The organism is Metapseudomonas cellulosilytica (assembly GCF_049334135.1).
GTDB lineage: Bacteria > Pseudomonadota > Gammaproteobacteria > Pseudomonadales > Pseudomonadaceae > Metapseudomonas.
Genome location: NZ_JBHZGN010000010.1, coordinates 103589 through 125271, shown reverse-complemented (window position 1 = coordinate 125271; position 21683 = coordinate 103589). Strand labels below are relative to the sequence as shown.

16 protein-coding genes and 2 pseudogenes are annotated in these 21683 nt (G+C 55.0%); 11 read left to right on the top strand and 7 right to left on the bottom strand.

Translation table 11 applies throughout. The features are described from left to right. From lhpI to ACFW0H_RS14685, 3 genes and pseudogenes are all read left to right on the top strand, one after another. Window positions 1–918, top strand: a complete 918-nt coding sequence (gene lhpI / locus ACFW0H_RS14695; protein ID WP_422914614.1) for a bifunctional Delta(1)-pyrroline-2-carboxylate/Delta(1)-piperideine-2-carboxylate reductase — start codon at window positions 1–3, stop codon at window positions 916–918. Then, window positions 911–2170 (top strand): NAD(P)/FAD-dependent oxidoreductase, encoded by a 1260-nt coding sequence (locus ACFW0H_RS14690; protein ID WP_422914613.1) that lies wholly within the window; start codon window positions 911–913, stop codon window positions 2168–2170. Before lhpI ends, ACFW0H_RS14690 begins: the two co-directional genes overlap by 8 nt. A gap of 353 nt (window positions 2171–2523) precedes the next feature. Beyond that, a pseudogene (locus ACFW0H_RS14685) lies at window positions 2524–2733 on the top strand (hypothetical protein); the annotation flags it as partial. A gap of 337 nt (window positions 2734–3070) precedes the next feature. Here ACFW0H_RS14685 and ACFW0H_RS14680 read toward each other — a convergent pair. The 5 genes from ACFW0H_RS14680 to ACFW0H_RS14660 all read right to left on the bottom strand — a co-directional run bounded on the left by ACFW0H_RS14680 (window position 3071) and on the right by ACFW0H_RS14660 (window position 9381). Beyond that, on the bottom strand, window positions 3071–6088 hold the full coding sequence (locus ACFW0H_RS14680; protein WP_422914612.1) for a DEAD/DEAH box helicase: 3018 nt from the start codon (window positions 6086–6088) through the stop codon (window positions 3071–3073). 415 nt (window positions 6089–6503) lie between these two features. Next, on the bottom strand, window positions 6504–7655 hold the full coding sequence (locus tag ACFW0H_RS14675; protein ID WP_422914611.1) for a tyrosine-type recombinase/integrase: 1152 nt from the start codon (window positions 7653–7655) through the stop codon (window positions 6504–6506). A gap of 17 nt (window positions 7656–7672) precedes the next feature. Beyond that, window positions 7673–7945, bottom strand: coding sequence for a hypothetical protein (locus tag ACFW0H_RS14670; protein WP_422914610.1), 273 nt, complete (start codon window positions 7943–7945; stop codon window positions 7673–7675). Window positions 7946–7992: 47 nt separating this feature from the next. Then, on the bottom strand, window positions 7993–8232 hold the full coding sequence (locus tag ACFW0H_RS14665; protein WP_422914609.1) for a hypothetical protein: 240 nt from the start codon (window positions 8230–8232) through the stop codon (window positions 7993–7995). A 978-nt stretch (window positions 8233–9210) separates the two neighbouring features. Further along, on the bottom strand, window positions 9211–9381 hold the full coding sequence (locus tag ACFW0H_RS14660) for a DUF4224 domain-containing protein (protein WP_422914608.1): 171 nt from the start codon (window positions 9379–9381) through the stop codon (window positions 9211–9213). Between the two features lie 182 nt (window positions 9382–9563). Here ACFW0H_RS14660 and ACFW0H_RS14655 point away from each other — a divergent pair, with 182 nt between their 5' ends. From ACFW0H_RS14655 to ACFW0H_RS14625, 7 genes are all read left to right on the top strand, one after another. Beyond that, complete coding sequence (locus ACFW0H_RS14655; RefSeq protein ID WP_422914607.1) at window positions 9564–9956, top strand: hypothetical protein; 393 nt, start codon at window positions 9564–9566, stop codon at window positions 9954–9956. Beyond that, window positions 9956–10240, top strand: coding sequence for a hypothetical protein (locus tag ACFW0H_RS14650; protein WP_422914606.1), 285 nt, complete (start codon window positions 9956–9958; stop codon window positions 10238–10240). Before ACFW0H_RS14655 ends, ACFW0H_RS14650 begins: the two co-directional genes overlap by 1 nt. 101 nt (window positions 10241–10341) lie before the next feature. Beyond that, the gene (locus tag ACFW0H_RS14645) at window positions 10342–11046 is read left to right on the top strand and encodes a phospholipase D-like domain-containing protein (RefSeq protein ID WP_422914605.1); all 705 of its coding nucleotides are present in this window, start codon (window positions 10342–10344) and stop codon (window positions 11044–11046) included. A gap of 259 nt (window positions 11047–11305) precedes the next feature. Next, complete coding sequence (locus tag ACFW0H_RS14640) at window positions 11306–12871, top strand: ATP-dependent nuclease (RefSeq protein WP_422914604.1); 1566 nt, start codon at window positions 11306–11308, stop codon at window positions 12869–12871. After that, complete coding sequence (locus tag ACFW0H_RS14635) at window positions 12856–13887, top strand: DEAD/DEAH box helicase family protein (RefSeq protein WP_422914603.1); 1032 nt, start codon at window positions 12856–12858, stop codon at window positions 13885–13887. Before ACFW0H_RS14640 ends, ACFW0H_RS14635 begins: the two co-directional genes overlap by 16 nt. 162 nt (window positions 13888–14049) lie before the next feature. Continuing rightward, entirely contained in the window at window positions 14050–15375 is a 1326-nt protein-coding gene (locus ACFW0H_RS14630; RefSeq protein ID WP_422914602.1) for a DUF6035 family protein, read from the top strand. 31 nt (window positions 15376–15406) lie between these two features. Continuing rightward, window positions 15407–18106 carry an ATP-dependent DNA helicase gene (locus ACFW0H_RS14625; RefSeq protein WP_422914601.1) on the top strand — a complete coding sequence of 900 codons (2700 nt, stop codon included), beginning with the start codon at window positions 15407–15409 and terminating at the stop codon, window positions 18104–18106. A gap of 304 nt (window positions 18107–18410) precedes the next feature. Here ACFW0H_RS14625 and ACFW0H_RS14620 read toward each other — a convergent pair whose 3' ends face one another. Both ACFW0H_RS14620 and ACFW0H_RS14615 read right to left on the bottom strand, forming a co-directional pair. Beyond that, window positions 18411–19622, bottom strand: a complete 1212-nt coding sequence (locus ACFW0H_RS14620; RefSeq protein ID WP_422914600.1) for a tyrosine-type recombinase/integrase — start codon at window positions 19620–19622, stop codon at window positions 18411–18413. 201 nt (window positions 19623–19823) lie between these two features. Then, window positions 19824–19886: pseudogene (locus ACFW0H_RS14615) on the bottom strand (hypothetical protein); the annotation flags it as partial. A gap of 538 nt (window positions 19887–20424) precedes the next feature. On the opposite strand from ACFW0H_RS14615, the gene ACFW0H_RS14610 reads away from it, so the two are divergent. Continuing rightward, window positions 20425–21588 (top strand): type III PLP-dependent enzyme, encoded by a 1164-nt coding sequence (locus ACFW0H_RS14610; protein WP_422914599.1) that lies wholly within the window; start codon window positions 20425–20427, stop codon window positions 21586–21588. The last annotated feature ends 95 nt before the right edge of the window (window positions 21589–21683 follow it).

Genomic DNA, 21683 nt, shown 5'->3' with positions numbered 1-21683 from the left:
ATGACTCTGCAGCTCTTGGACGCTAAACAGACTAGCGAACTGCTCCCCTTCACGGCTCTTTGTGAACACCTGCGCGGCGTTGCTAGGGAGTATGCTCGGGGCGAGATTTTCAGTCCCGAGCGGCAAGTGCTGCCGCTGTCCGGCAATTCTGTCCTGCTATCGATGCCGGCTACTGCCAGGGATGTGGCTGTTCATAAGCTTGTCAATTTCGTCCCCGCTAACCAGGCACGGAATCTGCCGACCATCCGTGGCGTAGTAGCGGTTTACTCCGCGATTACCGGAGAGCCTTTGCTGCTGCTAGATGGCCCAACCGTGACCGCTCGGCGGACGGCGGCAGTATCCATGGTGGGTGTTCAGGCACTTGCAGTTGGGGTCCCCACGCATTTTGCTGTTATCGGTATTGGCGCCCAAGCGTCCGGCCATTTGGAGGCATTGGCTGCCATGTACCCCGGGGCCCAGGTTGATGTGCATGGGCGCGACCCAGATAAAACTGCCCGCTTCTGCCAGCAACACAACCAACTACCTCTGACGCTGAATCCGAGGCAGGGACGTGTACACCCCGACACTCAGGTGGTGATTACTGTGACCAGCAGCACTTCGCCCATTTACTCCGAGCCAGTAACGCCCGAGCGCCTGTTAATCGGTGTAGGTGCATTCAAGCCTGATATGGTTGAGTTCGCACCGGCTTGCGTTAAGGACAGCCAATTGTATGTAGATGATCCAGTTGGCGCTCCTCACGAGGCGGGTGATCTAATCCAGGCCGGTGTGGACTGGTCCACCGTATCCAGCCTTGCCCAGGCACTTGATGGGAAGATCGATGTCACCCGTCCCCGTCTGTTCAAGAGTGTCGGGTGCGCCGCTTGGGATCTCGCGGCAGGTCGTTGTGCCGCTGCTGTGTCGGAGCTTGCCAATGGCTGAGACTGAAATAGCGGATGTCGTTGTCGTCGGCGCGGGAGTGGTTGGTATTGCTACCGCCCTTCAACTGCGCATGGCGGGGATGAATGTGGTGCTGGTAGATCAAAATCCCCCCGCTAGCGGCGCGTCCTCGGGTAACGCTGGAGCCATTGCCATTTCGGAAGTGCTGCCGCTGGCAGATGTGCAGACACTACTCAAAGTCCCGAAATGGTTATTCGACAGCAGAGGACCACTGGCTGTGCGCTGGCGCCATCTACCGACACTTGCACCCTGGCTTACCCGGTTTGTGCTTGCAGGCCGACCTAGTAAGGTCGAGTGCCTGACTATCGACTTGGCTGTGCTGCTCCGAAGCGCTCGGGCCGATTGGCAGCGGCTTATCGAACATTGCGGGTTGACTTCAATGTGGCGGCCCTACGGAGCGCTGATGCTGTACGCGTCGCGCCACGAGTTGGAAGCGGACCTGAGCAATTGGGAACTGCGTGGCCGGCATGGTGTGCGGTGGGAAAAATGCACGCCGCAGCAGGTAGGCAATCTGGAACCCAACCTACTGCCAACGTGGAACCAGGCAGTCTCCATCCCAGATTTTTCCCACGTTGACGATCCTTACCTTTTCAGCCTTGGTGTGTTCAGCCAGTTCGTGCGCGAGGGGGGGCGCTTTGTGCAATCAAAGGTCCGAACCGTCCTTCGCCAGTCCGGCCGCGTGCGTGGGGTTGAGTTGGCCGATGGAATCGAGCTGAGAGCACCAAATGTGATTATCGCCAGCGGCGTATGGAGTGATGAGTTCGCCAAGCCTGAGCGGCAAGTTTTGCCATTGGAGAGTGAGCGCGGCTATCACCTAACTCTGCCCAAAGCCTCCAAACCGCTTAAGCAATACTTGATGAATCACAGTGAGAGCTTCGTGATCCTCCCGATGGCCAATGGTGGAGTGCGAATTGCCGGTACCGTGGAGCTTGCCAGCCGCAATGCTGAGCCCGACTATCGGCGGGCGCAGATGCTGCTTGAGCGGGCCGAGGACATGGTTGGCCCCCTAAATACCGAGTCGATGACGCAGTGGATGGGTAATCGTCCCTCCGTGCCGGAAACGGTGCCGGTAATTGGGCCATCGGATCGGGTACAGGGTATGTTCTTCGCCACAGGCCACGGGCATCTTGGCCTGACCCTCGCCGCAACTACGGGAGCCATGTTGCGCGATCACCTGCTAGGTGTTGAGCAAATCCCCGCTGCGTACTTGCCTTCCAGATACTCAACTATCTAGTTGCCCGGAGACCAAGGGGCTAAGCCGTGTCAATAATTGACCGGCCTATGCTCCCTTGAGTCCCGACACAACGACTTTCCAACTCTTTGCGAGCCAGCAGCTGGTGAACGAACTCTGGAACCGTGTGCCCGAAGTGGTTACCAGCCCGGTAACCGTCCCAGCATGCTGCCTGTCCCCATGCTTGCCTGCCGGTGGCATGAGGGTTCAGCTACTTTTTCAAGAGAATCGGCCGAAAGCGGACGACGGTCCGTCCTGCTGTAACGAACCTATGTCTCTCGTGCAGAGCCAGCATAGAGAAACAGTCTTCTGTCTCGCGTTCGCAGAACTCAACAAGGTATTGACGCTGATTGAGTGTTACGTGCGAAATGCTCGTCGCCGGCGCGGGCCTCGGTTACTAAATCCTCGATACCAACGAGCACTTGGTCTATTCCGAACTCATGGCCATGGTGCTGCTGAACGGTGTGCTCGGCTTCGCTCTGGATGCCTCCGCGCCGGGGCTATACCGTCACTCGGGACCCTGTGGGACACCATGCCCCATGCCCCAGATACGAAATAACATCTAACGCTGTAAGGAGATCCGCCACATGCTCGCCAAAAATTCAAAACGTGTGGTGCGGACAATGACAGGTTTCTGGGGGGCTTCTGCGGATGGCGTTCTGTGGCAAACGGCCCAATAAGCCGTTTTGTTTCCCGGTTACTCGTCTAACTCATTGATTTAACTGATGGCGCAGGTGAAGGGAATTGAACCCTTATAGCCAGCTTGGAAGCGTAAGCATTTATTAATACTTGCCCTAGAACTACCCAAAATATACGCAAAAAGTGACAAGCCGACTGGTTTTTTGCGTATGAGATGGGCGACCAAAGGCACTGAAGCCGTTAGGCAACTGCGTCTGGTGCCGACTACCGGATGGCGGCAGTATCGGAGGCTGTCTTTAAGCGCGCCGCGCTGATTGTTCCGACAAGGGCGGCGAGCTCAGCTTGCGGCAGAGCGTTTACTGCCTCTGGACTCAAAATTCCTGCTTCAAGAAGAGAAAGATTCTGGCCCCGGCTCAATGGCACGGGAAGCTCCAGGAGAGGCAAAGCGCGTACGGGAATCCCGGCTTCAAGGCGGATTAACAATTCATCAATTGCGGTGAGGAACACCGGCTGCTCCGGAAACAGCGCGGCAAGAATGCGATGCGCCGAGCGCAAATGGAAGCGCGTCGTTTCAGCGATGCTCACAATGTCACCGTAGCTGATTGAGCCTTGATACGGATTGGTTGTGTAGTGGCGCTCCATAACGTCGATTGGAACACCTTCAATCCAGTCGTACAGGATCGCCGCCCGCTTGCAACGCCGCCAGACCTCGTGTTCATCAGCACCATAGCGCTGCAGGAATCGCGGCAAGTTTTGTCCATAGCGTTGGATAGCGTCGTTGATCCGCACGGCTTCGGAGCTGCCTCGCCTCATAATTGGGGTATAGATAGCCCCCAACTCATCAAGTACCTGCACTAAGCCAAGGATGTGCGTCGCCGGGGTAGTCGCAACATCGAGGCCACGCAACAGTTCAACAAGGCGCAGGCCGGACTCAAACGACAGGGACGAGGCCCCGACAGCTTGGCCGAGCAAGTTTAGATGAATGATTCCTTCTTCATCCTCGGCAAGTCCAGCTTGCAGTAGGCGCGCAACGAGTTGGGAAATATGCTGCTCAACCATTGGCACCCAAGCCGGGTTGGCGCGGGATGCGGCATAACCGCCGAAGGTATTGATGAGAAGTCCAGGGATTTCAGCAGCTCTCATGCCGCGTACTTGGCTGAGGAGCCGCAGAACCCAGGTCGAAAGATCTGCGACCCTAAAGGAGGAAACAACGTCTTCTGGAACACCCTGCACATAGCGTCTGAATAGCTGGGCGCGCTCAATGGGCGTATCTGCGAGGATGATGGCCTTGCCGGTCTCATTGAAGCCCAAACGTCCTGCGCGTCCCGCCATGTTCTTGTACTCGGCGATGGTGAAGGGCCGCCCGTCTTCACCGAGGAACTCGTTTTCGGCGAGGATCACCGTAGAGGCCGGTGTATTGATTCCTGCGGCCAGCGTGGTCGTCGAGGCGAGCACATGGATACCGCCATCGGCGCTGCGAAACTCTTGCTCCACTGCCTCTCGCTCTGCGCGCAGAAGGTTTGTGTTGTGAAAAGCCGTGCCGCCTTGCAGGCAGATACGCAAATCCTGGGACGCCGCCGTCAGGCCTTGCTCGGGCAAGGCATCTAATGCCGCAGCTGCGGGGGCTTTGCCAAGGGCGGCGGCCAGATAGCGGGCACAGCCTTGGGCCTTGCCACGCACGTTGCGAAAGACGATTAGCTTTTCGCCATTCGCGACCAACTGCTGCGCAAGAGGCACGATGACGTCTTGCGACGATGGCTTATTTTGCCGTTGCACGATGGTATGACGAGGTAGCAGGACCTCGGTCTTGGTCGTGCCGTCGACATCGACAAATTGAAACGTGCCCTGACGGTCAAGAACGCCCTCGATGAGGGGCACTGGACGTTCGCGGGAAAGCAGTACGGGGATATCTAGCCATCGGTCGAATCCATTAAGCTGGCCGATGACGGCGGAAAGCAGGAGCAGCTGAGGACTGACGCCGCGCGAACGCGCACGCAGCAGCATGGCAAGTATTAGCTCGACCGTGATGCCTCGTCGGGGATCGGTAATGAACTGGCCCTCGTCAACCACCACCAACCCGAGGCGGTTGAGCAAATGCGGTGCGCCGAGAGTCAGATTGAGAAACATCTCATAGGTGAAGAAGGCGAGGTCATAGCGACCCGCCATCACTTCCCCGACGCTGTCTGTGGCATCCCCTGTACAGCGGATCACCCGCAGGCCGGCCTCTCCGTATCGCGCAGAGAACTCTTCGAACTTCTCAGCAACGATGGCGCGATAGGGAAGTAAGAATGCTGCTTTTTTGCCAGCGAGAACGGATTGGATAGCAGCTAGCTCGCCGATCATCGTCTTGCCCGAGCTGGTTGGCGCGACAGTTAGAAGGGATCGCCCGGCAAGAACGCCGAACTCGTTGACCGCACGTAGCTGCAGCGCATTGAGCCCCTCAGGGAACCGTTCGGTCCATTGATCGACAATGCTCTGCGGGAATCCGTGCGCGAGCAGTTCTTCAAAGGCCCCATCAATCCGGACAATATCGGTCGAGGGAAAAGCGGCCTGATAGTTAGGACCGCGCAGGAGGCGTGGAAAAACGAGTCCCCCTTGCACGCTTCCCAGAAACACGGGGGTCTGCGTAACGCCGATCCGTTCGCCCTCGACACGCGTGAGCTGAATGATTTCATCGGCGATGGCCGGGAAGCTCACCTGCTCGGATGTGGCCCCAGTCATTGCTTGGATTACCGCGCTGGTCAGCAGGCCATGGCCAGTTCCTGGCTGTTCCCATGCCGATTGCGTGGAGGTGCAGGCCGCCAACAGGATACGGCCTTCACCGGACACGCTTTCCAGAGCGAAGGCATTACGTGGCCTCGCCTCAACGTCGAGGACGCGGGCGGGAGCGTGACCACTGAAGCATGAGTCAAGGACGAAGAGGACAGCGCGAGCGCGGGTTGCCTTGAAGGCATCCGCAAGAACGGCCATAGGCAGCGTCGTGCTGGTTAGATCCAAGCGTAGCGTGTCGTAGAATGCTAGGCATCCATCGGGCGAACCGTGGCCGGCAAAACTAATTATGACAACATCATTGTCTGTCGCGTCGGCCAGCGTTTGCAGGATGGCCTGTGAAACAGTCTCCTTCGTGGCTTCCTGGTCGATCAGCAGCTTGGCGCTCAGGTCCGGTAGTGTGTCGGTAAAGAGCGCCCAGAGGGCAAGCGCGTCGCGCATAGCGCCGGTCAACTCATCAATGGTTGGATCGAGCTGCTTATTGATGCCAACGAACACCGCCTTGGTCGCCATGGAGCCTCCTTATCTGCCTCGCGGGTTTGACACCGCTGGCGCATTTTCGCTTACCGGATATTGGAACCTAGCATTCGCTCGCTAATTGTCAGGGGGTGAGGTGGCCTCATCTTGGTGTTATCCACCCGAGCTACCGCAAGACAGACGGCTACTAAGCTTGCCACAAGACTCGCCACAAACTCAGAGCGATCAATTCAGACAACGGCAGATTTCTGCGGATTTCAGCGTGCGGCATTTTGTGGAAAAAATGCCCGTTTTCGATCTTTCTTTGATCTTTGTTGTCGCTAAGTGATTGATTTAATTGATGGAGCGGGTGAAGGGAATCGAACCCTCATAGCCAGCTTGGAAGGCTGATTTTTGTTATTGCTTTTCAATGGGGTAGATGTTGTCGGCCACAGATTTGCCACAAGTCGGCTTAAGCGCTCAGTAATTCACCGACTAAACCGCGTGTAGTGGCGGAGCGCGCATCGTCCTTGACGGAGATCAGGTGTCCGTAGGTGTCTAGGGTGAGACCGGCGCGGGCATGTCCCATTTGCGACTGGACATACTTGATGTCGCAATTTTTCATGAGCAGGGAGGACGCGAAGAAGTGCCTCAATGCGTAAGGGGTGTACTTCGGCTGGGCTTCGCTTGTGTCTGCATTCGGTACCATTAAGCCGGCTTCTTTCATCAGCGGATTCCAGGCACTGGCCCGGAATGGCACCAGCTGCATGGGCTTGCCGGTACGGGTACCAAAAACCAGGTTGTCGGGGCTGCCCTCGTCTCCCGTGAAGTCCAGGATCATTTGGATAACTTCCTGCCCGACATCGATGGTGCGATGCCCGGCGCGACTTTTCGGGGACCCGATTTTTCCGGAGCGGTCCATGGCTTGGCTGACCCGGATGCCGTTACTCAGAACGTCGCGGCGGGGGAGGGCGACATACTCCTGGGGGCGCATGCCAGAGGCTACCGCCAGGTAGATCATGGGGCGATAACGCTTCCAGGCTTCTCGCACCTGCGAATGCCGGGATGTGGCCAGGGCGTCGGCAGCACGGAGTATCGTCCTGACCTCTTCCTGGCTGGGGATTTCTATCGGGGTTGTTTCTGACTGGATGCGCACCCCCATCGCCGGGTCGTGGCCTATATGGCCGCGGCTAATCATTTCCAGCAGTACGGAGTGCAGTGAACTCAGTACCTTTCTCGACTGGTCGCGACTGTATTGATTCAGGAGCCAACTGCGGAAGGCGACGACATCGGGTTTGGTAATTTCCTGTAAGGCTTTCCCCCAGTCATAGGCTTTGATGATCCGGGCGCGCTGGGTATAGAGCTTTATTACGGCTCTGGATACGGGTTTTCTGCCGTCTCTTCCCTCGCTTTCACAGATGTTTAGCCAGGTATCTACGGCTGCGTCCAGGCTTTTAATCTGTCTGTTCAGTTGCTTAACGGTAGAGAGATTTTCAATAAACGCCTGGGCTTCTTTTCTAAGCGGAAATGACTTGTAGGAGTAACCCGTAGCGGAAGATTTATCCTCGTACCTGACTTGGTAGACGACTCCTTTTGTTCCTGATCTTTTGCGAATGTCGGGCATGATTCTAACTATAGTATTTAATGGCTCCGGTCAAATACTCCTTTCAGGTTTTGAGGGGTTATATGCGCGTTATTCTGGGCGTTAATCTGGCAGGTGGTATAAATTTCGACCAGCAGGTTTTTGTCGATTTTCAAGCGTCTGTCGATGGGATCAACAAAGAAGGGTAATTTGCGTTTGCCGTGCGCATCCGGATCGGCGGCTCGCTTGAGCTGCCGATGTGTAAGTTCTATGCCATTTTCGGCGAGTAGGTTCCTGGCCTGCTCTAGGTTCACGTAACGAGGGAACTCCATGATGGTATTAACCTCCCTTTGTACTGGTTGACGCGAGTAAGTCTTGTTCAGATTTTGAAGTCATCGGCGGCGCTTTTGTACGGGCCGGTGCTGTGCAGCTTATTCACCGGTTGGCCGCACCTGTTGCGCGGCACAACTTCTTCACCAAACTCATTGACGGGGGTTACGTACAGTGTGGCACCCTTTAAGTGTTTTACGCCGTAATCCTGTTCAAGCTCCGAGAGCTTTTCATAGAATGCCTGGCGCAGTTGTGCAATCGTCATCTCCCCTTTGATTATGATCTGCATTCCATAAATCTCTTCTGAGTTATGAGTAAGGTTTTCCTCAATATCTCTATGGTAAGCCTTGAGAGGTTTATAATTTCTTAATTTTTACATTCTAAGGTTGTGTATTTTTCAATGCTGACTGCGCCGTGCCTCGCTCCTGGCTTTTCAAGCTTTACGAGGAAAGCGAGAGGAGATCTGCCATAGGGCTCTAGGTACCCTCTCTCCATGCTCCTTAGAGGGGGTGTGCCATGGTTGCGTACTATTCCACGCAGGATCTCTGTGATCGCTTCCGATGTTCTAGCCGAACGCTTTTTCGGCGCATGAAGCGTGCTATTAACCCGTTTCCTTCGCCGTGCATGAAGCACGTCGGAAGTTTCAATCTCTGGGATGTAGATGAGGTGTCCTGCTGGGAGCAGCGCGAAAGGGAAAGATGTAATTCTTCCTTGGGGTTGCACGACTGATTGAGTCTCTGTCTGCCAGGTATGATCGGCATAGCATTCCGCCCGGCAGCCCGCTCCAGCGAATCATGGCGGTCAGGGCCTAGGCTTTGGAGAGATCGAACAGCAGGACAGAGACTCAGGAGCGATAGCGATGCCCAAACCAGATTCAATCGTCGAGCAGTTCAGGTCACTGCAGAAACAGCTGGCGGAGATGAGTGAGACTGTCGGAACGCTTGCTGGGCTGTTTGAACAGCGCAGCAGGGAGAGTCTTCCCGACATGTTGACCGAGGTACAGATGGCCGAGCACTTGGGCATAACCCAGCGCGCCATCCAGGGGCGCAGGAGCCGTGGGCAGATCCCGCGAGAGGTTTGCCAAAAGATTGGCTCGACCTGGTTCTACAGCCTAAAGCGGTTTGAGGCATGGCTAGAGAGCCAATGGCCGCCTGAATACAGGATTACGCCACCAATAGCAGACCCTAGAAGAAAGCCTCGGAACTCGCCCCGTCAGCATGTCTACCGAATTACTTAAGCTGATGGCTTTAGCGCTTTACTTCACGCGTTAGAGGTGCTGGTTCCACGGTTCAGTCGTGGCGGTCGCAGTGTTGGGTTTGACGCCAGCGAGCCGAAGGCAGGCATAGATTCGCGCTACAACCGGCTTCCCTGCTGCGCTGAGCTCGTATTTCCAGCAGTGGCTACTCAGCCACTCTACTATCTGCTTATTCGCGGGCACATCGCTCTCCCCAGTCAGATGCCTGCAAACGATCGACTTCTGCCGGTTACGACCGGCAGAAACCGGCCGACCGTGGACACGCTGCTACTGACTCCGTAATGTGCACAAAAGCCATCTCGATTTTCCTTCTCGCCTCATGTCGCGTTTCTGGTGCCACACTCAAGCCAAACAGGGATTTGCGCGTGAACAAGGAACGTTATCAGGCACAGGTAGCGCAAAGCATTACTCCATTTGTGTCATCTACTTATAGATATGCCCAGCAGGAAATCATGAGCAGACATAAATCCAAAAGAAGCAACAAACCCTCTCGCGACGCAAGTACCGGCAGTTTTGTGATAACAGCACTCGAAGATGAGAAATGGGATTACAGAACCGCGGAGGGAATTGCGAGACAAATCAGTCGACCAGTTCAAGAGGTAAAAACTGTACTTGAAACTGATCCTAGAGTTCGGCAGTCCGTAATGAGAACGAGGTCAGGAGATACGCTTTACACTCTGAAGAAAAAACGATCCGCTCTAAAAGACATTTTCACTGCTTTTCGGGCCATGAACTCGGACAAGCTTGGGAGTGACTAATGACTTTGCAGGAAGCCGCTATTTACGGAGTCATCGGTGGAGCGTTACCTGAGATACTTGCCCTTTATAATCTTAGGCATGCCCAGGAATCAGAAAAGCCATCTTGGCTGGTCTCTCCATTCTATTGGTTAGTGACTAGCGTAATGGTTCTGCTTGGCGGAGCAACGGTTGTGCTCTACCAGAAAGCTGGAGTCAATGTTAACGAATTTATGGCGGTGCACTTAGGTATTGCAACTCCGCTATTAATTTCAACGGCGACAAAAGAAAAGCCGAAGATAAATTGAGCAAGCCATAACAATTAATTAAAACCAGGCCCTCGCCTACTGGGGCGAGCTAAGGCCCAACCCTTAACCAAACGCTTTCAATGCTGGGGCTCTGTAAAAATATGGATGACCTAAATAAATTCGAGCTCGAAAATGACGGAAATTACGACAAAAACTTTACTGATAACAGTACAGCTTCGAGCTCCGGCGTAACCGTGTACTTTAGAAATATAGAAGAAAGATTACTGCAACACATTAAAGAGTCTGATGCGGTATTCGGCGCCATCGCCTGGCTAACAAGTTACTCAATACTGGACGCTCTAGCCGAGCTGAACAACGTCTCCATCGTGGTGCAAAAAGAGGATTTCCTGCGCCCCGACGTCGGCTCTAGGAGTGACTTTAAAAAAACATTGCGCACCAAATATAAATCACTCAAATGCAACTTAACCAGATATTCATTCAGCAATATCCTAAGCTCTGTATCTGTCTGTAGCGATCCATCCATTGATCCCGTCAGGTGTGTAGGGAACCATAACTCCGAAAAGAAACCTGCCTTCCCACGCATGCACAATAAATTCTTGATATTTGCTAGGGTGGAAGAAGGCACAGAGGATCATGATATTGAGACCGTCACGCCATATGCTGTTTGGACGGGCTCATTTAATCTAACCAAAAATGCAACCATGTCTCTTGAGAATGCGTTATTTATAACCGATAAGAAAATAGTCAACGCATACTTTGAGGAGTATGGTCAGATTGCAGCCATGTCTGAGGAACTCGACTGGAGATCTGAGTGGGTAGCCCCCGAATGGCGGATTGGCACGTAAGCGGTGCTGACAAGTCGCTCAAATTGCGCACTTCGTTCGCTGGGACGAGCTAAAGCCCGCCCCTTAGCTTATCGTTAATTAGTGTGCGCTATGGGGCGACTTCTGTCGGTCACGACGGGCAGAGATCGGTCAAAGCGGCCGGTCAGAGGGTTGCTTGCCTTGGTGGCAAATTGATAGCTTACCTACGCTGACGCCATATCAGTTGCTCAGGGATGAAGTGGGAGCTTCGCCCGCACTACTCAGGCTAGAAGGAACGAACATGCCTACTATCAAAAAGGTAGTACTCGAAAATTTCAAAAGCTTCGATGCCCTAACACTTCAGTTCGACCCGGGCACCAACGTGCTGATTGGAGATAACGAGACAGGCAAAAGTAGTGTGCTGCTGGCCCTGGATCTGACACTGAGTGCGAGCCGCGGCCGGGTGGAAACCATCGGCTACGAGGCGCTGCTCAATCAAGGCGCCGTGCAGAAATTCCTGGCAGGCCCACTCACCCTTGACCGGCTTCCACAAGTCATCGTCGACGTGTTCCTCGAAGAGGGAGATGACCAGGGGTTTTACGGCACTCAAAACCTTTTGGGGACGCAAACAGACGGTCTGCGCATGTCGATAATTCCCTTGTTCGAAGAGTTCGGCCCGACGATCGTTGAGCTGCTGAAATCTAACAAGGACAGTTTTCCCTACGAGTATTACACCGTTCAGTTCTCGACCTTCTCTGGTGCGCCTCATGTCAGCTATAGGCGTCCAGTCAAACACCTAATGATCGACAGCTCTCGGATCGACACCGAATACGCCGCCCGCGAATACACTCGTGCGGTATTCGGCTTCCATACCGAGGTGCCTGATCGCTTCCGTCTCGAAAATCAGTACCGCCAAGGGAAAGAGACTTTTGGGCGAGAAAACCTCAAGGTTCTGAACGAAGCACTGGGAGACTATCAGTTCGCCTTGCGAACCAGCGTCCGCTCGAACCTGGAAACAGATTTGGTGATCACCAAGGGTGGCATCCCTATCGAGAATCGCGGCAAGGGGGAGCAGTGCTTCATCAAGACCAACTTCGCACTGCAAAAGCACGAAGCCAAAGGGGGGCTACACGCGCTGCTACTGGAAGAGCCTGAGAACCATCTGAGCCATACCAACATGAAGCGGCTTGTTGAGCGACTCGGGAACACTGCGGGCACCCAGTTGTTCATCGCGACTCACAGCAGCCACATCTGCGCACGTCTGGATCTACGTCACGCGCTGCTGCTGGGAACTGGGCAAAAGGCTGGGCGTTTGAAAGATCTGTCAGAGCCTACCGCCAATTTCTTCATGAAAGCGCCAGATAACAACGTCCTCGAATTCGCACTTTCCGGGCGAGTCATTTTGGTCGAGGGGGATGCAGAGTTCATCCTCATGGAGCATTTCTACAAGCAGCACGCAGGCAATACCCCCCAAGCCGATGACGTTCACATCATCTCGATCGGTGGCACAAGCTTTAAACGCTATTTGGAGTTAGGCAAGCTGCTGAACATCAAAGTCGCCGCCATTCGGGACAACGACGGTGACTATCAACAGAACTGTGTCGCGAACTACAAGGACGACCTGTACGACCTGGCTCAAATTTTTGCCGACCCAGATCCTGCGCGAAGGACATTCGAGATCGGCCTGTACCTGGACAATCAGAAAACCTGCGACGACCTGTTTGCAGCTGGTCGAAAAACACTGACCGTGCAGGATTACATGCTCAAAAACAAGGCCGACGTCGCCTTTGAATTGCTGACCAAAAAAGCTGACGGCTTGATCGCACCGAAGTACATCCAGGAAGCGATCGAATGGATAAGAGCGTAATTTTTGCCGTCGCAGGATCCGGAAAAACGAGCCTGGTGATTGATCGGCTCGGCCTCGACCGGCGGGCCTTGATCATTACCTACACGGACAATAATCACCGTCATCTGCGTAACAGGATCATTCAAAAATTCGGGGTGATCCCAGCCAACATCACGCTCATGACCTATTTCTCGTTCCTGCATGGGTTCTGCTATCGCCCTTTGATGCAATTGCAATTGGGAACCCGAGGCCTGAATTTCAGACGCCCACCTGATCGGCGGCTCGCCACCACCGATATCAATCGTTACCGTGATGGCAGCCGTAGGCTTTATCACAATCGCCTGGCAAAACTGTTGGAAGTTGAGGGCTGCTTACCTGCCGTGCGAGCCCGGCTGGAGCGCTTCTATGACTGGCTTTATGTCGATGAGGTGCAAGATTTCGCAGGTCACGACTTCAATCTGCTCCTGCAGATGTCGCAGGCAAAGATCGGAATGACCTTCGTCGGGGATTTCCATCAACACACCTTTGACACCAGCAGAGACGGAGCGGTAAACGGCAGCCTGCACGACGACATCACTCAGTACGAGAAGCGCTTTCGTAATGCGGGCATCGCGGTAGACAAGACGACGCTCAGTCGCAGTTGGCGATGCGGCACTACCGTTTGCGACTTCATCAGCACGCAGCTGCAAATCGCAATGGGTGCCCATGAAGAGCGGGACAGCGAGATCATTACTGTCAACGACCAAGACCAGGCCAACACACTGCACGCTGACGCATCCATCGTGAAGCTGTTTTTGCGTGAGCATTCCAAGTACGGATGCCACTCCGAGAACTGGGGAGCGAGCAAGGGTATGGATCACTTCAAGGACGTCTGTATCGTGATGGGTGTCGACATCTGGAAACGCTATCTGGCAGGGACGCTACATGAAGCCAATCCGCAGACGCGGAACAAGCTGTATGTGGCCTGCTCGAGAGCGCGAGGTGACCTCTATTTTGTCCCTGACAAGCTAATGAAGGCTTTCAAGCAGCAAGGCTGATGCGCCCCCGGCAACTCATTCCTATCAACGTACCGAAGACCAAGCCCATTAGTTCTATGCTCAAAAACTGAGTAGAGTCCAGTGAGAAAGGAAGCAGCAGAGCAAACTGTGCGGACTTTAGAGTTCGCTCAGCCAACCCAAAAGATGCAATTGACGGATGTGATGAATCTGGATACCGGGGAGCCAATCAAGCTTCCGGAGTTCCTGATGCGCGAACTGTCGCTCGTCATCCAGGACAGGAACAAGCTGGCCTCTCGTTTCGTGATCAACCCGAACGAGCCTTGGTTGGTTTGCCAACTCTGCAGCTCGCCGCTCCTTCTCGTGCGCACCCAGGAGCGCTGCTTTCACTTTCGCCACCATCCATCGATCGAGAATGAAACCGGCTGTTCTATTTCGACGAAGGGAAAGCTGAGCCCTGATCAGATTAACAGGATCAAGTACAACGCCCAGAAGGAAAGTCAGGCTCACATCCGGCTCAAAGGCATCATCCGGGACAGCTTGCTGGCGGATAAGAGTTGCTCGGCCCCTCAAGTCGAAAAGGTTTGGAAAGGACTGCGCTTGGCAGATCGTGCGACCTGGCGCAAACCAGATGTACAGGTGGAACGGGCTGGGAAAAGGATCGCATTTGAAGTACAGCTTTCAACCACCTACCTGACGGAGATCGTAGGCCGGCGAGAGTTTTACCGAGCCAACTCAGGTGCAGTGATTTGGGTCTTCCAAAGCTTCGACCCCGCACAAACACGTACGGCTGAAGAAGACATCCTCTACCTCAACAACCACAACGTGTTCATCGTGAACGACGCCACCCTGGCGCGCTCAGAGTCCAGTGGCAGGATGGCCCTCGACTGTTGGTTTGCTAGGCCACGCATGATTAATGGCCAGATCGAAAACGAATGGCGCACCGAGCCAGTATTCCTGGATCAATTGACGATCCAGCCAGATCTCCAACTCGTGTACTTCTTCGACTACCAAGCCGAAAGAGACGCCTTGGAGGCGTCTTCAAGCCTGGACTCCATGCGCCAAGACTTTCACCAGTTCTGGTTGGAATTCGGTGCAGAAGAAAGTAGAGAAGCGGATGTCGCTTGGACTGAGTTGCGGGAACGCATGAAAAACGCGCTCCCTGATCTCGAGCTCCCAAGGTCTTACTGGCAAGGGCCATTCCATGGCGTGGTGTCGATTATGTTGAGTGCGAGATACGGTCGACCAGTGGGCTACCGCCATGATCGCCTTCTGAACGTTACCAACACCGCCTTTGAATACTACAAGCCCTTTCTACTTCCGTTTGGCTGGACACTCAGGGATTTCGGCTGGAACGAGACACTTGATCAGCAGGATAAGAAAGGTACCTGGGCGAAGCGTCGTGCAGAGATTCGAGCTGGTATACGTGCGAAGGATAAAGCCTATCAACCGGACGATCAGTTCAATCAGCTCTTCACCTTCCTTATACCTGAGATCAGGGAAAGCCTCATGAAAATGCAATTGTGGTGACTCCTGTGTACTTTTGAGCGAGAGGGGACTGATGGCTACCGTCACGAAGCAGATCCAGTACGCCGCCGAGGCGATTTGTCGAAATATTGCATCGCTCGCGGATCAGCGGGCACTGCTCTCGCAGAACGTGCTCGCTCAGCTCCGGAACCTAGTTGAGGGTGTAGCAGTTCGTCTCCATACAGGCTCACCCGATGCCGAATTTAATTACGCTGCGGTTGGTCCGGGGCTGGCTTTCGTCAAGAGCAATGGAAAGCTCAACTTTCTCGGTAAGTTCCACAATCTGATCCAGCAAAGTGCCTCTCACTACACCTTGGACGGGGACACTTCCGAGCGTTTGATGCTCAAGTACTACGAGTACCTCTGCCGCATCCGCAGCTTGCTTCGAGACAGCTGTGGATTGGCCATACTGGCAAACCTTGAGGACTTTCCGGTCGATCTCGATCCATCTCTTCGGGAGTACCACGAGAAGATTGCTGGACGCATTGAGCTGGCTCGCTTATCCCAGACGGACAACAACCCACGAGATCGATACTACATACATAAAACACGCCCGTTTTTCATCTCCGGTCGGATTTACTACGAGGCTACCCTCTATCGCGCCATAAACAAGGTGAACAAGTTCGACCGCATCATCGCCTTCACTGATATCGACATGACTGATAAGTACGCCGCCATGTTGACGCTTCGGCGGGATTCGATCGAGGTCCTCGGCCAGAGCATGCCGATCACGATCATCAGCGAGTGGGAAGTTTCAATCCGTCCGTGCGAGTTCGACAATTTCGCGCGTCTTCTGGGCTTAGCCTCTAAAGTGCGAGCCGCATCGACGGAGTATCGCTACCTGATGTATCGGCTGACGGCTGGTTCAGGCAGTCTGCTTGATCTTCTGGACATCCCTGACGGCAGCTACGCGGCGGCAAGAGCAGAGGCTACGGCTGGCGGTGCACAGCCGCTGATCTTCCCTGTACTGGACAAAGCGCGCTGGATCGTGAGGTCGCGAGCTCCGGGCCACAACGTCCTTCGGTATCTCATGCTGCGGATGCAGAACCAGATACTCAAGTCGCAGTACGACCGAAACGGCTGTCGCGTTCTTTCTGGACTGAAGCTTCGGTACGGCTGCATTCCCTTTGACACTATGCCATTTTGTACCTCGTTGTCCTCCCACAATCCGCGGTACTGGGACCTAGTCGAAAGCCTTGATACGACTGGAAGGATCCATGAATTGCTCGCTCGACGCGCGAAGAACAACGTGGAACGTCACGGAAACCTTTACACACCCGTGGCTGACCTTGAGGCGTTCGGAGATGTCAGTGGATTGATCTCGACTTACAACATGAGGCTCTACTACAAGCATACGGAGCGCCAACTCCTGCTCGACAGAGGGCACGTCTTCGTCCGTGGGTATGAGAACGAGACTGTCTCCATCGTTGAGGTGCTTCAGAAATACTCCTCGTCGAGGATCGAAGGCTTCACTCAGGCCGTTGAGCGCTGGCTCGATGAAACACCTCGTCGAATCGACGACCCGATAAAAAAGAATGCTCTCAAGCAGTTGTTCAGCCAATCGCGCGTCGCACTGATCTATGGGGCAGCCGGCACTGGCAAATCAACGATGGTTGACCACATTGCTCACTATTTCAACGATAAGGGAAAGCTGTTCCTGGCGCACACAAACCCAGCGATCGACAACCTAAAACGCAAAGTGACCGCGCAGAACGCCGACTTCCGAACAATCAGTAGTCAGATTGGCAAGAAGGACTCTACCACGGAGTACGACCTTCTCGTTATCGACGAATGCAGCACCGTCAGCAATGCAGATTTCATCAAGGTAGTGGAGAAAACCTCGTTCAAGCTGCTTGTATTGGTTGGCGATGTCTACCAGATCGAGTCGATCCAGTTCGGCAACTGGTTCGAGATCATCCGATCATTTATTCCAAGCACGTCGGTGTTCGAGCTGACAACCCCCTTCAGAACCAAGAACGACTCACTGTTAGGTTTCTGGAATAAAGTCCGCGCAATTGAAGATGACCTCACAGAGGTCATGGCCCGCAACGGGTATTCCAGTGTGCTCGACAAGACGCTATTCGAGCCTCAAGGGCAGGATGAGATCATCCTGTGCCTGAACTACGATGGTCTCTATGGAATCAACAATATCAACCGATTTTTGCAGGCCAGCAATCCTGGCGCGGCGACTACCTGGCGTGTCTCCACGTACAAGATTGGAGACCCAGTGCTCTTTCATGAGACCGAGCGGTTCCGACCAGTGATCTACAACAACCTCAAGGGTCGCATCGTTGGCATCGACAGCGTTCGTGGCCGGATCCAGTTCGACGTAGAGCTTGATCGAGCGCTCAGCGAGTTCGACGTAGCTAATGATGAGCTTGAATGGATAGAGGGCTCGACTGTGCGCTTCTCTGTATACGACTTCAATACTAGCGACGAAGACGATGACTCGCTAAACACTACCGTACCATTCCAAGTTGCTTACGCCGTGTCGATACACAAGGCGCAGGGCCTCGAATACGACTCCGTCAAAGTCGTCATCACCGATGCCAACGAAGACGACATTACGCACAGCATCTTTTACACAGCAATAACCCGGGCACGCGAGCGTCTGCGGATATTTTGGACTCCCGAGACGCAGCAAAATGTTCTAGAGCGGATCAACCACAGCGCAAACACAAAGGATGTCGCTATCCTCGCTGCCCGCCGCGGCCTTACACCGGTACGTAGATGAATTACCGGAGCACCAATGCAGCCAAGGCTGATAGCCGATTGCATTGGTAAGGCTTCGGTAGGCATGTTCTTAGCTTCAGACGCTTTAATAGTCCAAGCTAAATCAGGGCGATAGCGGCCTGTCGTGACGGGCGGCTTCTGGCCGGTTTCTGCCTGCTGGAACCGGCTGACTGCCACTTCTCAAGGTCTGTGCGAACAGTGCTATCGCAGATCGCGGGTGTGAGAGAACTGTTCCATCATGCTGCCTGCTCCGATACCCGATGACAGCGCGATTCTGTTGGTGCCAAGGAATGGCAGTTACTTTTTCAACAGAATCCCGTCAGGCTTTCCAGGCGCTTGCACCAGGCGCTGTAAGCCTCTTTTTGCTCGGCCAGATAGTCGTAATGGTCGTAGACCTGCCAACTGCCTGGCAGCTTATGGCCGAGCATGATTTCGGCAATGTGGGGCTCGGTCAGCGTCGAGAAATTCGTCCGTGCGGTCTTTCGCAAGTCGTGAACAGACCAGTGCGCCATCTCGTATTTTTCGTGCCGCCGCAGCCACTGCATGATGTTGTAGGGCAACTGCAGGGGCGCGCCTGTCCCCATCGGTGTGCTCGTGCCGCTGTTGGTGAACAGATAAGCGCTGCCCTTGCTCAAGTCGATGGCCTGCCGGATCAGTGCCTCCGTCTCCGGGGTGATGGGACGCAAGAGCGGCTTGCCTGAGTTCTTGCCGAGCTTGTGGTTGGTGGCAGGCACCGTCCAGACCATCGCCTTGAAGTCGAAATGCCCCTTCTCGCTGACGCGCAGCTCGCCGTTGCGGCATCCATAGATCAAGCAGAGTTTCAGGAAAATCTTGTTCTTGGTCGCCATGCGCGACTGCTCGATGGCCTTCCATACGAACCTGATTTCCTCATAGGACAGGGAGCGAGAGCCCGCGACCTTTTTGATTTGCAGGTCTTCCTTGGCGTTGATGTCGGAGAGCGGATGGCTGGGGATGAGCTGGCGTTTCATACCCCATTTGAGCATCTGCTTGGCATTGACCAGGATGCGGTCGGCGATGCCGGGCCTGACCTTCGCCTGCTGCTCCAGGAGAGCCAGCCATTCGTGCAGGGTGACTTTGCCCGCCGGGAGATGGCCAATCGTCGGAAACACATGAATCTCGAAGGAGCGCAGGATTTCGTGGTGCCCCTTCTTGTTGCCTTTGCAGTAGGACGCATACCACTGCCGGAATAGGGACTCGATGGAGTCGGCCTGGAGGATCGCCTGCTTTTCCAGCTGCCTGACCACCTTGGGGTCATGTCCCTGCTCCAGCTGGGCACGCAGGCGCTGTGCTTCTGCGCGGGCCTCTTTGAGTGACATCAGGGGATAGGTGCCAAGATCAAGACGGCAGGGGCGCGCGTCGTAGCGGTAGCGCAGCTGGAAGGTGATTTTGCCTTTGGGGGTGATGCGCACGCTTAAGGCCTCGCGGTCGGCCTTCTCTTCCCTCGCCGCGCGGGGCTTGCCGCTGTTGGCTTTAAGCCAGGTATCCGAGATCGCCATGGGGCCCTCCGGATGTGCGTACACAATTTTTCAAAGGTCTCGAAGGGCTGATTTATGTACGCTGCCGTGTACATAAAGCGTGTGGCTTAGCCTGTCTTCGGATGTCTTTGATTGTCGCGGGTGACCGGAGATTCTTCAATAAAATCAGTAGATTATTTGAGAATATGGCAGGGCCTGTCGCAGCCTGACCTAGAGGGTAAGGTCGGGGTGGGAAATGATGGCGAAGGTGCGGCGTTTCGCGACTTCGGCAGCCTGGATGGTCATGGATTGGTGCCCGTTGGAGTCGGTGGCGGGGCGCGGACGGCCCGGAAAAACGCGGGATTATAGCGGGAAATGGGCGGCCGATCAGCGCCGCCGGGCGTACGGGGCGCGCGTGTCTCCTTCGGGGTTCGGCCGGGCCCTGTTGGTGGATGTAAAAAGCGACATCCACCCTACGCACCTCTACCCCTGTCATCACCCTGAAATCCGCATCTGTGCAGCATTCCATGACGTTTTGTTGAGGATTCCAAACAGTCAACTGCCGATGCGACAAAGGGATGCGGCAAAGCGGCAATTTTTGATTGATCTGTGGTTCCTGTGGTCCTAAAGTTCGCGCCCGAACGTCCATGCTGGCAACGATCCATCCGGCTCAAGTACTGACGACGAGAGGTTTGAAGTCTGGAACGACTGAAAATCCTCGGCGACATGCCTTGGGAAGTAGGCGAACCAAAGTGGGGAAACTGATCAGACGTTCAGGCCTGTTGTCCAACGACTGGGCCACCCCTAACAACTTTCGTTTGTTTTGCCATTTGGAGTCCCTCGCATGTCGATCAAGGTCGAAGACTATTTCTCGCCCGAAACTTTCCAGCGCATGAAGGCGTTCGCCGACAAGCAGGAAACCCCGTTCGTGGTGATCGATAAACAGACCATCTCCGATTCCTACGATCAACTGGTCAGCTGCTTCCCCTTCGCCAAGGTCTACTACGCGGTGAAGGCCAACCCGGCCACCGAGATCACCGAACTGCTGCGCGACAAAGGCTCCAACTTCGACATCGCCTCCATCTATGAGCTGGACAAGGTGATGAAGACCGGCGTCAGCCCGGAGCGCATCAGCTACGGCAACACCATCAAGAAAGCCCGCGACATCCGCTACTTCTACGAGAAAGGCGTGCGCCTGTTCGCCACCGACTCCGAAGCCGACCTGCGCAACATCGCCAAGGCCGCTCCGGGTGCCAAGGTCTACGTGCGCATCCTCACCGAAGGCTCCACCTCGGCCGACTGGCCGCTGTCGCGCAAGTTCGGCTGCAACCCGGACATGGCCCTGGACCTCTTGATCCTCGCCAAGCAGCTGGGCCTGGTGCCCTACGGCGTGTCCTTCCACGTGGGCTCGCAGCAGCGCGATATCGACGTCTGGGATGCGGCCATCGCCAAGGTCAAGGTGATCTTCGAGCGCCTGAAGGAAGAAGACGGCATCACCCTGCAGATGATCAACATGGGCGGCGGCTTCCCGGCCAACTACATCCAGCGCACCAACAGCCTGGAAACCTACGCCGAGGAAATCATCCGCTTCCTCAAGGAAGACTTCGGCGACGAGCTGCCGGAAATCATCCTCGAGCCGGGCCGTTCCCTGATCGCCAACGCCGGCATCCTGGTCAGCGAAGTGGTGCTGGTGGCACGCAAGTCCCGCACCGCCGTCGAGCGCTGGATCTACACCGACGTGGGCAAGTTCTCCGGCCTGATCGAAACCATGGACGAAGCCATCAAGTTCCCGATCTGGGTGGAGAAGAAGGGCGAGATGGAAGAAGTCGTCATCGCCGGCCCGACCTGCGACAGCGCCGACATCATGTACGAGAACTACAAGTACGGCCTGCCGCTGAACCTGGCCGCCGAAGACCGCCTCTACTGGCTCTCCACCGGCGCCTACACCACCAGCTACAGCGCGGTGGAATTCAACGGCTTCCCGCCGCTGAAGGCCTTCTACCTGTAAGGCTGCATGCGCTTCGGACAAGGCCCGCCATATGGCGGGCCTTGTTCTTTGCGCGCCCAGGGCGGGCGGTGTTCTCCTTTGTGGGGCGATGCCAA

Coding starts and splice junctions, on each gene's coding strand:
- lhpI (WP_422914614.1), top strand. CDS start 1: ATGACTCTGCAGCTCTTGGACGCTAAACAGACTAGCGAACTGCTCCCC.
- ACFW0H_RS14690 (WP_422914613.1), top strand. CDS start 911: ATGGCTGAGACTGAAATAGCGGATGTCGTTGTCGTCGGCGCGGGAGTG.
- ACFW0H_RS14680 (WP_422914612.1), bottom strand. CDS start 6,088: ATGGCGACCAAGGCGGTGTTCGTTGGCATCAATAAGCAGCTCGATCCA.
- ACFW0H_RS14675 (WP_422914611.1), bottom strand. CDS start 7,655: ATGCCCGACATTCGCAAAAGATCAGGAACAAAAGGAGTCGTCTACCAA.
- ACFW0H_RS14670 (WP_422914610.1), bottom strand. CDS start 7,945: ATGGAGTTCCCTCGTTACGTGAACCTAGAGCAGGCCAGGAACCTACTC.
- ACFW0H_RS14665 (WP_422914609.1), bottom strand. CDS start 8,232: ATGCAGATCATAATCAAAGGGGAGATGACGATTGCACAACTGCGCCAG.
- ACFW0H_RS14650 (WP_422914606.1), top strand. CDS start 9,956: ATGACTTTGCAGGAAGCCGCTATTTACGGAGTCATCGGTGGAGCGTTA.
- ACFW0H_RS14645 (WP_422914605.1), top strand. CDS start 10,342: ATGGATGACCTAAATAAATTCGAGCTCGAAAATGACGGAAATTACGAC.
- ACFW0H_RS14640 (WP_422914604.1), top strand. CDS start 11,306: ATGCCTACTATCAAAAAGGTAGTACTCGAAAATTTCAAAAGCTTCGAT.
- ACFW0H_RS14635 (WP_422914603.1), top strand. CDS start 12,856: ATGGATAAGAGCGTAATTTTTGCCGTCGCAGGATCCGGAAAAACGAGC.
- ACFW0H_RS14630 (WP_422914602.1), top strand. CDS start 14,050: ATGAATCTGGATACCGGGGAGCCAATCAAGCTTCCGGAGTTCCTGATG.
- ACFW0H_RS14625 (WP_422914601.1), top strand. CDS start 15,407: ATGGCTACCGTCACGAAGCAGATCCAGTACGCCGCCGAGGCGATTTGT.
- ACFW0H_RS14620 (WP_422914600.1), bottom strand. CDS start 19,622: ATGGCGATCTCGGATACCTGGCTTAAAGCCAACAGCGGCAAGCCCCGC.
- ACFW0H_RS14610 (WP_422914599.1), top strand. CDS start 20,425: ATGTCGATCAAGGTCGAAGACTATTTCTCGCCCGAAACTTTCCAGCGC.